This is a genomic window from Enterobacter sp. 296B2 (assembly GCF_034106185.1).
Lineage (GTDB): Bacteria > Pseudomonadota > Gammaproteobacteria > Enterobacterales > Enterobacteriaceae > Enterobacter > Enterobacter cloacae_N.
In genome coordinates this window covers 108,502-120,501 of the sequence record NZ_JAWNCA010000005.1, presented here as the reverse complement: position 1 = coordinate 120,501, position 12,000 = coordinate 108,502, and the positions used below count along the sequence as shown (strand labels likewise).

Sequence of the window (12,000 nt, the reverse complement as noted above, 5' to 3'; positions counted from 1 at the left end):
TCAGAAACCGGTTTCATTTTCGTGAACGGAGTCAAGTTTGGCTGCATTTACAGGCTATGCAGAAAAAAAGATCTCCACGTCCAGAATAGGCTCGCAAACGTTTGCCTGGACTGTTAGAATTGCGCCGATTTTTCTTACTAGCTATGCAATCGCGTGGGGATTTAAGCCGTGACCAACAAAACTTCTCTCAGCTACAAAGATGCCGGTGTTGATATTGACGCAGGTAATGCGCTGGTTGACCGAATCAAAGGTGTGGTGAAGAAAACCCGCCGCCCGGAAGTGATGGGTGGTCTGGGTGGATTCGGCGCACTGTGCGCGCTGCCGCAAAAATATCGTGAACCTGTTCTGGTCTCGGGTACTGACGGTGTAGGCACCAAGCTGCGCCTGGCGATGGATTTAAAACGTCACGACACGATCGGTATCGATCTGGTCGCGATGTGTGTGAACGACCTGGTGGTTCAGGGCGCAGAGCCGCTGTTCTTCCTCGATTACTACGCGACCGGCAAACTGGATGTGGATACCGCAGCCAGCGTCATTAACGGTATCGCCGAAGGCTGTCTGCAGTCCGGCTGTGCGCTGGTAGGCGGTGAAACCGCTGAAATGCCGGGCATGTACCACGGCGAAGATTATGACGTCGCGGGCTTCTGCGTCGGCGTAGTAGAAAAATCAGAAATTATCGACGGCAGCAAAGTGGCCGATGGCGATGTGCTGATCGCACTGGCCTCCAGCGGCCCGCACTCTAACGGTTACTCTCTGGTACGTAAAATCCTCGAAGTGAGCGGCTGCGACCCGCTGACCACCGAGCTGGACGGCAAACCGCTGGCCGACCACCTGCTGGCGCCAACCCGTATTTACGTGAAGAACGTGCTGGAACTGATTGAGAACGTTGACGTGCACGCTATCGCCCACCTGACCGGCGGCGGCTTCTGGGAAAACATCCCGCGCGTCCTGCCGGACAACACCCAGGCGGTGATCGACGAATCCTCATGGCAGTGGCCGGCCGTCTTTAACTGGCTGCAGACCGCAGGGAATGTGAGCTCTCACGAAATGTACCGCACCTTTAACTGCGGCGTGGGCATGGTTATCGCCCTGCCGGCAAGCGAAGCGGATAAAGCGGTTAAGCTGCTGACAGAGAAAGGTGAAAACGCGTGGAAAATCGGTACGATTAAAGCCTCCGATTCCGAACAGCGTGTGGTCATTGAATGAAAAACATCGTGGTGCTCATTTCCGGCAACGGAAGCAATTTGCAGGCAATCATAGACGCCTGCAAACAGAAGAAAATCAATGGCACCATTCGGGCAGTTTTCAGCAACAAGGCCGACGCGTTCGGCCTTGAGCGCGCGCGGGAAGCGAACATTCCTGCGCACGCGCTGGAAGCCAGCCAGTTCGCCGGGCGTGAAGCCTTTGACCGCGAGCTGGTGCATGAGATTGATGCCTACGCGCCAGACGTGGTCGTGCTGGCGGGCTATATGCGTATTCTGAGCCCGGCCTTCGTCGAACACTTCGCCGGTCGTCTGCTGAATATCCACCCTTCCCTGCTGCCAAAATATCCCGGCCTGCACACCCATCGTCAGGTGCTGGAAAACGGCGACGAGGAGCACGGCACTTCTGTCCATTTCGTCACCGACGAGCTGGACGGCGGCCCGGTTATCCTGCAGGCGAAAGTCCCGGTCTTTGACGGCGACAGCGAAGAAGACGTGACCGACCGCGTGCAGGCCCAGGAACATGCCATTTACCCGCTGGTGGTGAGCTGGTTTGTCGACGGGCGTCTGGAGATGCGCGACGGCGCGGCCTGGCTGGACGGCGTGAAGTTACCCCCGCAGGGCTATGCGGCGGAAGAGTAGTTTGTTATGTCGGGTGGCGCTGCTGCGCTTACCCGACCTGTACATTGCATTCCCCGATATTCCCTCCCCCAACCCGCTAAAATCCCCAACAAAAAAAATAACTGTCATACTTTTCTGGCACTGTTGGACATATCGTGGAAATGCTCGCCATAATAAGGACGAGACGGATTTACCACGTCCTGTGATTGAACTGGAGTGTGAGCTGTAATGGGTCAGGAAAAGTTATATATCGAGAAAGAGCTAAGCTGGTTAGCATTTAACGAACGTGTACTCCAGGAAGCGGCAGACAAAAGTAACCCGCTGATCGAACGCATGCGTTTTTTAGGCATTTATTCCAACAACCTGGATGAGTTCTACAAGGTTCGCTTTGCCGAGCTGAAAAGACGGATCATCATCAGCGAAGAACAGGGCTTAAACTCGCACTCGCGGCATCTGCTGGGCAAAATCCAGTCCCGCGTGTTGAAAGCCGATCAGGAATTTGACGGCCTGTATAACGAACTGCTGCTGGAGATGGCGCGCAATCAAATCTTCCTGATTAACGAACGTCAGCTTTCCGTTAACCAACAAAGCTGGCTGCGTCACTACTTTAAACACTACCTGCGCCAGCACATTACCCCGATTCTCATCAACCGCGAAACCGACCTGGTGCAGTTCCTCAAGGATGACTATACCTACCTGGCGGTGGAAATTATTCGCGGTGAATCCATCCGTTACGCCCTGCTGGAGATCCCGTCCGATAAGGTTCCGCGCTTTGTGAACCTGCCGCCGGAGACCCCGCGCAGACGCAAGCCGATGATCCTGCTGGACAACATCCTGCGCTACTGTCTGGACGACATCTTCAAAGGCTTCTTCGATTACGATGCCTTAAACGCCTACTCGATGAAGATGACCCGTGACGCCGAATATGACCTGGTGCACGAGATGGAAGCCAGCCTGATGGAGCTAATGTCCTCCAGCCTGAAACAGCGCCTGACGGCCGAGCCGGTGCGCTTTGTTTACCAGCGCGATATGCCGGACGCCATGGTGGAGATGCTGCGCGAGAAACTGACCATTTCGCGCTATGACTCCATCGTGCCGGGTGGCCGTTACCACAACTTTAAAGACTTTATTGGCTTCCCGAACGTCGGCAAAGCCAATCTGGTGAACAAGCCGCTGCCGCGACTGCGCCATTTGTGGTTCGATAAGTTCCGCAACGGGTTCGACGCCATTCGCGAGCGCGACGTGCTGCTCTACTATCCGTATCACACGTTTGAGCACGTGCTGGAGCTGCTGCGTCAGGCCTCCTTCGACCCGAGCGTGCTGGCGATCAAAATCAACATCTACCGCGTGGCAAAAGATTCCCGCATCATCGACGCGATGATCCACGCGGCGCACAACGGCAAAAAAGTGACCGTGGTGGTTGAGCTGCAGGCGCGCTTCGACGAAGAGGCAAACATTCACTGGGCGCGCCGTCTGACGGAAGCGGGCGTGCACGTGATCTTCTCCGCGCCGGGGCTGAAAATTCACGCCAAGCTGTTCCTGATTTCGCGCAAAGAGGGCGACGACGTGGTGCGTTATGCCCACATCGGCACCGGGAACTTTAACGAAAAAACCGCACGGATTTACACCGACTACTCGCTGCTGACCGCCGATGCCCGCATCACTAACGAGGTGCGCCGGGTCTTTAACTTTATCGAAAACCCGTACCGCCCGGTAAGCTTCGATTATCTGCTGGTCTCCCCGCAGAACTCGCGCCGCCTGCTGTACGATATGATCGATAAAGAGATCGCCAATGCCCAGAAAGGCTTGTCGTCCGGCATCACGCTGAAGCTTAACAACCTGGTCGACAAAGGACTGGTGGACAGGCTCTATGCAGCGTCCAGCTCCGGTGTGCCGGTTAACCTGCTGATCCGCGGCATGTGCTCGCTTATCCCCGAACTGGAAGGCATTAGCGACAATATTCGCGTTATCAGCATCGTTGACCGCTACCTGGAGCACGATCGGGTCTATATTTTCGATAATGCGGGCGATAAACAGGTCTATCTCTCTTCGGCAGACTGGATGACGCGCAATATTGACTATCGAATTGAAGTCGCAACCCCGCTGCTGGATCCGCGTCTGAAACAGCGTATCCTCGACATTATCGAGATCCTGTTCAGCGATACGGTAAAAGCGCGCTATATCGACAAAGAACTCAGTAACCGCTACGTACCGCGCGGCAATCGCCGTAAAGTGCGGTCACAGTTGGCGATTTACGACTATATCAAATCACTCGAGCAACCCGATTAACCTATGCCGATAAATGATAAGACCCCACGCCCGCAGGAATTCGCCGCGGTCGATCTTGGCTCTAACAGTTTTCACATGGTCATCGCCCGTGAGGTGGATGGCGCGCTGCAGATCATCGGTCGTCTGAAGCAGCGCGTACACCTGGCGGATGGGCTTGATGAGCGCAGCATGCTCAGCGAAGAGGCGATGGAGCGCGGCCTGAACTGCCTGTCGCTGTTTGCTGAACGCCTGCAGGGCTTCTCGCCCTCCAGCGTGTGCATCGTGGGCACCCACACTCTGCGCCAGGCGCTGAACGCGCCGGAGTTCCTCAAGCGGGCCGAAAAAGTGATCCCCTACCCGATTGAGATCATCTCCGGTAATGAGGAAGCGCGTCTGATTTTCATGGGCGTTGAACACACCCAGCCGGAAAAAGGCCGCAAGCTGGTGATCGACATCGGCGGTGGCTCAACGGAGCTGGTGATCGGCGAAGATTTTGAGCCTCGCCTGGTGGAGAGCCGTCGTATGGGCTGCGTCAGCTTCGCGCAGATGTACTTCCCGGGCGGCACCATCTCCCGCGAGAACTTCCAGCGGGCGAAAATGGCTGCGATCCAGAAGCTGGAAAACCTGGCCTGGCAGTACCGCATTCAGGGCTGGAACGTGGCGCTGGGCGCGTCGGGCACCATCAAGGCGGCGCATGAGGTGCTGCTTGCGATGGGTGAAAAAGACGGCTTTATCACGCCTGAACGCCTGACCCTGCTGACTGAAGAGGTGCTGAAGCATAAAAGTTTTGACGCCTTAAGCCTGCCGGGGCTTTCCGACGAGCGTAAGGCAGTCTTCGTGCCGGGTCTGGCTATTCTCTGCGGCGTATTCGACGCGCTGGCGATTAAAGAGCTGCGCCTCTCCGACGGCGCGCTGCGTGAGGGGGTGCTGTATGAGATGGAAGGCCGCTTCCGTCATCAGGATATTCGCAGCCGCACCGCCCAGAGCCTGGCCAACCAGTACAACATCGACCGCGAGCAGGCGAAGCGCGTGCTGGAAACCACGGTGCAGATGTACGAACAGTGGCAGGAGCAGAACCCCAAGCTCGCGCACCCGCAGCTTGCCGCCCTGCTGAAATGGGCCGCGATGCTGCACGAAGTGGGGCTGAACATCAACCACAGCGGGATGCACCGCCACTCGGCCTATATTCTGCAAAACAGCGATCTGCCCGGCTTCAACCAGGAGCAGCAAAGCATGATGGCAACCCTGGTGCGCTATCACCGCAAAGCCATCAAGCTCGACGATCTGCCGCGCTTCACGCTGTTTAAGAAAAAGCAGTTCCTGCCGTTAATTCAGCTTCTGCGTCTGGGCGTGCTGCTGAATAATCAGCGGCAGGCGACCACCACGCCGCCGACGCTGAAGCTGAAAACCGACGATCACCACTGGACGCTGAGCTTCCCGCACGACTGGTTTAGCCAGAACGCGCTGGTCCTGCTGGACCTGGAAAAAGAGCAGCAGTACTGGGAAGCTGTCACCGGCTGGATGCTCAAAATCGAGGAAGAGAGCGCCGACGTCGCCGCGTAACGGCTCAGGCGTCCGCGGTGGACGCCTCAGCTTCCAGTAGTGACTCAAGCGGTGCCGGTCTGCCAATCAGATAGCCCTGCACATAATCGATACCTAGCGCGTGAACCGCGCTACGTATCTCTTCGGTCTCGACATATTCCGCCACCACCAGCATCTTCTTCATGCGCGCCAGATGGCAGATAGACGCCACAATCTGGTAATCCAGACTGTTGTTGACGATATTACGGATGAAGTCGCCGTCTATTTTGAGAATGTCCGCATCCACGCTTTTCAGCCGCGCGTAGCTCGCATACCCGGTACCGAAATCATCAATCGCAATGCGCACCCCCATGTTCTGCAGTTGCCGGAGAATGTGGAGCCCCTGCTCCGCGTTGCAGAAGGTGCTGCACTCCGTGACTTCAAAGATCAGCTGCCACGGCTCAATGGCATATTTCACCAGCAGGCGGCTCACCTCAAGCGGGAACTGCACCCGACACACCGTTGAAGGGGCCAGATTAATGGCAAAGCGCTGGCCGGGCAGCCGTTCGCGATGCGCGGCAAGGAAGCGCAGCGTATGCTCCAGCACCCACAAATCCACCCGCGAAGAGAGGCCAAACTCCTGGGCTATCGGCAGAAATTGTTCAGGGGAGATCAACAGTCCGTTTGCGTCTGTCATCCGCAGCAGGACCTCGTGATAGCTATCGCCACGCAGGCCGCGCACGGGCTGAACGAGCAGCGTGAATGCGTTGCTATCCAGCGCACGCTGCAGGCGACTCATCACCGCGACTTTATCCTTCAGGCTGCGCTGCATATGCACGGCTCCGCGCTGCTGAAGATTTTCCGGGTGGTTAGAGGAGAGCGACAGATCGGCAACCACGCCCAGCTCACCCAGCACCAGATAGAGGTGGTTAACCGGCGAACGCACATAGCAGTAGCTCACGCCCACCTGCGGCTGCAGCGGCATGCCGTCCCAGACAAAGCGAAACTGCTTGATGTGCTCGTCCAGGGTTTCAATCCGCTGCTGGTGCGATTCGGCGTTAAGGCGAACCGCCATGTCACAGCCCGTCAGGTGATAGACCTGCTCATTGGGCTGGAGCGTGCCATTAATCCATTGCGCCAGCTGCTGTTTGTACTGAATACGCAGTAACACGCCATAGTTACGGCCCAGGATTTCCAGCTCCGGAACGCGGAGTAAACAGAGCGCCGACCAGGGGTTTTTCGCCAGAGCGCGCGAGAGCGCGCGCAGGTTAGGCATATGCAGGACCGGGTCGAGCAGCGCCAGCCTGCGGGCGCGTTTGTTCACCGCTCGCTGCCGGGTCGCCAGCATCGACATGTAAATCACCACAAACGAGAAGACCAGATAGCTGGAAGAGGTGATCGCCAGCTGAATGTCGTACCCCTGGTTCACAGGGATATAGCGGTAAAAATAGTGAATAGAGACCAGCAGGATCGGGATCCAGATAATCGAAATCAGCTTATAGCCAAAACGCATCGCGCCCCAGAGCATCACCGGCATCAGCAGCGACAGGGTGTAGTTAGTGGTGAAAATCGAACTGTTTTCATTCATCGGGAGCAGCAGCAGCGAAAGCAGCCCGCCAAGCGCAATGGCCCAAATCAGAAACTCAGCGAACGTCACCTTTTTGTCTATCTGGGTACGGATCTGCGAGACGAGGCTTTTGAGATAGCGCGGATGACGAATCAGGCGGATCAGCAGATAACTTAACGGCACGCCCGTCAGGCCGCTGACCAGCAAGGCCTGATAGTTGATCAGCGTGCGAATATTGAGGGGGTTAAGCCCCGCCAGGCTCTGGCGGCTCTCATATACGCCCAGATACACCGCAAACTGGAACAGCACCAGAAACAGCGTCGCGGGACAGAAGGCCTGCCAGAAGATGCGCTGCGCCATCAACCGTACGTCGCCGTACGCCGTCATATTGCGTCTGGGCGCAAACACCCGGTAGCCGCCCCAGCTCAGCACTAAAGGGACGATAAAATGGAGCACGCCTGCAACGGTTTCAAACATCCCGACCGACGGGTAATAGCGGATAAACAGCGACAACACGATCCCGGGAAGAGCTCCAGGACCAAAAAACATCATCAGCGAAAGCAAAAACGAGAGCGGTAAATAATAAAGTGCCACTATCCCGTCGCCCAGCTGCGTGAACGTATTCGCCACGCTCAGTACGGGAAGTAAAACCACCGGTAAAATAAGCGGCAATGCCCACCAGCGGTGTTTATTGTTTTTCAGGAAAGCGAAAATATTCATAGATGCCCGGTTAAACCCCTTTTTCTCCAGAGGGAAAATAAAGACAGGCATCCAACCTGACCTGGCGCCGCCCGACGACATGCAGGGCGAACGGTATGGAGGAGGGATTTTAAATATCAGGGCCGGGAATCCGTTGACATAAATCAAACTATTTTACGCAAATAAGCCTTGCACAGCGTTTTTTTGAAATAATTTTCTTCATATTATCAATATGGTAAATGCAATTATTAATTTCAATAACAATAATTAATGTATACGTTGACGGTTATTTACACATGGCGGAATTGACCCTCTCTTTCCGCTGTGCCTTAATATCACCGTCGCCCAAAAGGGCATGCCCAGGAAAAAAGAGAGTGAGTCAGGCCACGCGTATGCGCAAACGACACCGTTTTAACACCCGAATGACCCGCATCATACTGCTCATCAGCTTTCTGTTTTTCTTTGGCCGCTTCGTTTACTCTTCCATCGGCGCCTGGTATCACCATCAGGACAAAACCCAGTCACAGCAGTCCAGCCTGAACGTCGACGCCGCTGACCGCTAGCCCGCCGCAGTGTCTTGCACCAGCCGAATAATCCCGGCAATCCCTTTGCTGAGGATCTTATCCTGCCGCATCACGATGGCCAGCTGCCGCTGCAGCATGGGCGTGAGCGACATGACGCAGAGCCCTTCACGGTCAGCGTCATGCTCAACCGCCATTCGCGGAACGATACTGTAGCCCAGCCCCACGCGAACCATACGCTTAATCGCCTCAATGCTGCCAAGCTGCATCACCGGCGCGATCGCTAACCCATTGGCCGCAAACCAGCCATCAATCAGCGCCCGCGTACTGCTGCCTGACTCAAAGACAATCAGCGGCTGAGCATGGAGCGCCTGTGGGGTTAATTCCCGGAAAGCATCCTGCTGCTCCTGCGCCGCGATAAAAACAAACTCCTCGTCCATCACCGGCATAACGTCCAGCGCTCTGCCGCTCACCGGCAGCGTCACCAGCCCCATATCAAGACGGTTCTCTTCGATGGCCCTGACGATATCGAGGGTGTTGCCCGTTGTTACGCCCACCCGCAGGAGCGGATAGTCGCGGCGCAGCTGTTCCAGCAGGGGCGGTAGAAGATGGATGCAGGCCGTCGCCCCCGTGCCAAGGGTAATGGTCCCGCTGACATCGTGGCTGAACGCGCTCACGGACAGGAGGGTTTCGTCCACGACCTGCTGAATGCGCTCCCCGTGCGCCAGCAATGCCTCTCCGGCCGCCGTGGCCTTAATGCCCCGCCCGGTACGTTCCACCAGCCGCGTTTGCAGAAACTGCTCCAGCTGGCGTATTTGCATGCTGACCGCGGGCTGGGAAATGCCCAGCAGATCCGCCGCCGCCGAAAAGCTGCCGCGCTGGATCGCCAGGCGGAACGTCGCGAGATAGCCGAGGTTAAGCGTCGTCATTCAAAGTTTCTCTTATACAGCGCATAAGGTTGCAGGCCTGCCAGCACAATACCGCGCTCGCTATGCTCAGGACAACTGCATAACGGAATGAAAAACAATGGAAACACCTGCCCTGCCTCGTCGCCTTGCCCTCACTGCCGGATGTCATCAACTCCTCAACTGGGGGATCTCATTTTATATGCCCGGCACATTTGCGCGGGCGATTTCAGCCGACCGGGGTTGGTCAGCACCGCAGATTTACCTCGGCCTGACGCTGGCGATGCTGGTGATGGCGGCGGTCTCCCCTTACGTCGCCCGTCTGCTGGCGCGCTTTGGCGGACAGAGGGTGGTGATGGGCGGAACGCTGCTGATTGCTGCAAGCTGCGCCGGTATGGCGTATACCCGGACGCTGTCTGGCTGGTACTGCGCCTGGCTACTGTGCGGCCTCGGGATGCGCCTGTCGCTGTATGACGCACTGTTCGCCGCGCTGGTTAACCTTTACGGCCAGCAGGCACGCGGGACCATCTCACGTATTACGCTGATGGGCGGGCTGGCGTCCGCCGTCTTCTGGCCGCTGGGAGAGGCTTTACTCAATGTGATGGCATGGCAGGACGCGCTGAAGATCTACGCCCTGTCCGGATTACTGAGCGCCCTGCTTCTTCGCCACTTCCCGCGTCAGCGCTTTGTGGTGAAGCCAAAAGCGAGCGCGCCGGTCTCGCCCCAAGACAGGCGTAACAGCTGGCTGTATGCGACCTTTATTGCGCTCATTACCTTTGTCTCAAGCGGGACCTCTACCCACCTCCCCGAGTTTATCGCCAGTTTCGGCCTGCCGGTCGCGGTCGGCATGCTGTGGGGGATCGGCCAGACGGGCGCACGCTTTATGGAGGTGCTGGCGGGAGCACGCTTAACCCCTTTAAAACTTACGCTTTTTACTGCCATTGCCATGCCGCTTTGTTTTCTCATCGGGCTGAGCAGCACCCTGTTTGTCTGGTGTGCCGCCGGATTTGTGCTGGGCTATGGCGCAATTAACGGGCTGGTAACCATTATCAAAGCGACCCTGCCGCTGGAGCTGTTCAGCGCGGAACGTTACGCCAGCCGTACAGGAATGCTTCTCATCCCGGGGCAGCTGATGGCCGCAGCTTCTCCGTTTGCCTTTGCATGGCTGAATAAAACGCTGGGTATTACGGGCACATTGTGGTTTTCGATGAGCCTGACGTTAATTATCGCGGGCCTGGCCGTAAGTATGTTGAGATCGCAACAGCAACAGGGCCTCCCAGCCCTGAGCGACTAGAGCACAAAGCCACCGTCAATTGTCAGGCTCGCCCCCGTCATATATCCGGACTCCTCGCCAGCAAGCCATGCGGCAAGCGATGCGATCTCGTCCGGCTGCCCGATGCGCTGCAAAGGGATATGCGCCACGATCTGCTCCGCCATTCCGGCCGTCATATCCGTGGCGATGGGGCCGGGCTGGATATTGTTAATAGTGATCCGCTTAGGTGCCAGATCCAGCGCCAGGTTCTGCACCATCGCAGCCACCGCGGCTTTACTCATTGCGTAAACGCTGCTTCCCGCATGCCCGGTCCGCACTGCGGTGTTGCTGCCAATGGTGATCACTCTTCCGCCTTCCGCCATCCCTTTTACCGCCGCCTGAATGGAGAGGAAAACGCCGCGCACGTTCACCGACAGCGTGGCATCCAGATCTTCCAGCGAGTATTCCTCAAGCATCCCCAGCCGCAGTACGCCTGCGTTCACTACGGCGACATCCAGCCTGCCGTAATGTCTAACTGTGGTATCAACCGCAGCCTGTATAGCGGCAGCATCCGCGCTATCCGCGTTAATTGCCAGCGCCTGCCCGCCCGCATCAGCAATGGATGAGACAAGCGCATTAGCCCGATCCGGGCCTGATACCCACGTCACGGCAACGCGATACCCTTCCTTCGCCAGCCGCGCCGCAATAGCCGCGCCAATACCACGCGCCCCGCCGAAAACCAAAGCGACTTTTTGACTATTCATCATGTTTTCTCCGGTTAGTTTCCGCACCCGATGGATGCGCCTGGAGACACCATGCCAGCAAACGTCCTGCTGTGCCCGGGCAGAATGTATCGCACTGTATCTCTCCCACCAGGCTTACGCGTCGATACAAAAATCCCGCATAAGCAAACAGACGCGATACATAAAAATGGTCTGCTGTCTCTCGTGACATTACCCACGAGGAGATACCGAAATGATTCGCAAGCATCTGTTACTTCCTGTGCTCGCCCTGACGTCTTCCGTCTGCGCTGCCCCCCTGAGCGGCCTCAGCGCCGCCGACGTTAACGGCCCTGCCGCCGTTGCGCCGCTGGAACACCCGCAGCCGCCCGCCAGGCTGATCGTCGATCCCCCGCTCGCTGGCCCGCTGAGCAAAGGCGCGGTGTTTATTCAGTACCGGGCCGAAAACCTGCGCATCGAACCGGTGTTCGGCCCCGAGGCGCTCAAGGTAACCCCGCGTATCGGACACATTCACGTGGTGGTGGACGGCGCGCCGTGGCACTGGGCTGACGCCAGCGGCGAGCCGGTGATCCTGGTGGGACTGCCCGCCGGCAAGCACAAGGTAACGATTATCCTGGCCGACCCGACGCACAAGCCGCTCGATCACAAAACCATTGAATTCACCGTTCCGCCCCACGCGGCGGTCCACCATTTTTAAGGAGTCT

The 12,000-nt window shown here is 57.3% G+C and carries 10 protein-coding genes; 7 read left to right on the top strand and 3 right to left on the bottom strand.

All coding sequences use genetic code 11. The annotated features are described in order from the left end of the window. The first annotated feature begins 168 nt into the window (after window positions 1-168). The 4 genes from purM (at window position 169) to ppx (ending at window position 5,654) form a co-directional block, all read left to right on the top strand. Complete coding sequence (gene purM, locus URZ40_RS05710) at window positions 169-1,206, top strand: phosphoribosylformylglycinamidine cyclo-ligase (RefSeq protein WP_008501643.1); 1,038 nt, start codon at window positions 169-171, stop codon at window positions 1,204-1,206. Continuing rightward, the gene (gene purN, locus URZ40_RS05705) at window positions 1,203-1,844 is read left to right on the top strand and encodes a phosphoribosylglycinamide formyltransferase (protein WP_163330561.1); all 642 of its coding nucleotides are present in this window, start codon (window positions 1,203-1,205) and stop codon (window positions 1,842-1,844) included. Before purM ends, purN begins: the two co-directional genes overlap by 4 nt. 207 nt (window positions 1,845-2,051) lie before the next feature. After that, the gene (gene ppk1 / locus URZ40_RS05700; RefSeq protein WP_163330562.1) at window positions 2,052-4,112 is read left to right on the top strand and encodes a polyphosphate kinase 1; all 2,061 of its coding nucleotides are present in this window, start codon (window positions 2,052-2,054) and stop codon (window positions 4,110-4,112) included. Between the two features lie 3 nt (window positions 4,113-4,115). After that, complete coding sequence (gene ppx / locus URZ40_RS05695) at window positions 4,116-5,654, top strand: exopolyphosphatase (protein ID WP_320720004.1); 1,539 nt, start codon at window positions 4,116-4,118, stop codon at window positions 5,652-5,654. 4 nt (window positions 5,655-5,658) lie between these two features. Here ppx and URZ40_RS05690 read toward each other — a convergent pair whose 3' ends face one another. Further along, window positions 5,659-7,899, bottom strand: a complete 2,241-nt coding sequence (locus URZ40_RS05690) for an EAL domain-containing protein (RefSeq protein WP_320720003.1) — start codon at window positions 7,897-7,899, stop codon at window positions 5,659-5,661. A 371-nt stretch (window positions 7,900-8,270) separates the two neighbouring features. On the opposite strand from URZ40_RS05690, the gene URZ40_RS05685 reads away from it, so the two are divergent. After that, entirely contained in the window at window positions 8,271-8,441 is a 171-nt protein-coding gene (locus URZ40_RS05685; protein ID WP_162874990.1) for a YfgG family protein, read from the top strand. Here the strand turns inward: URZ40_RS05685 and URZ40_RS05680 are convergent. Further along, the gene (locus URZ40_RS05680; protein WP_320720002.1) at window positions 8,438-9,328 is read right to left on the bottom strand and encodes a LysR family transcriptional regulator; all 891 of its coding nucleotides are present in this window, start codon (window positions 9,326-9,328) and stop codon (window positions 8,438-8,440) included. The genes URZ40_RS05685 and URZ40_RS05680 overlap by 4 nt on opposite strands. 97 nt (window positions 9,329-9,425) lie before the next feature. Here URZ40_RS05680 and URZ40_RS05675 point away from each other — a divergent pair, with 97 nt between their 5' ends. Then, on the top strand, window positions 9,426-10,598 hold the full coding sequence (locus URZ40_RS05675; protein WP_320720001.1) for an MFS transporter: 1,173 nt from the start codon (window positions 9,426-9,428) through the stop codon (window positions 10,596-10,598). On the opposite strand, the gene URZ40_RS05670 is transcribed toward URZ40_RS05675, so the two are convergent. Continuing rightward, window positions 10,595-11,320 (bottom strand): SDR family oxidoreductase, encoded by a 726-nt coding sequence (locus URZ40_RS05670; protein WP_316380681.1) that lies wholly within the window; start codon window positions 11,318-11,320, stop codon window positions 10,595-10,597. The genes URZ40_RS05675 and URZ40_RS05670 overlap by 4 nt on opposite strands. A gap of 211 nt (window positions 11,321-11,531) precedes the next feature. On the opposite strand from URZ40_RS05670, the gene URZ40_RS05665 reads away from it, so the two are divergent. After that, window positions 11,532-11,993: a DUF6130 family protein gene (locus tag URZ40_RS05665; RefSeq protein WP_320720000.1), complete on the top strand. Its 462-nt coding sequence runs from the start codon at window positions 11,532-11,534 to the stop codon at window positions 11,991-11,993. Window positions 11,994-12,000: the final 7 nt, after the last annotated feature.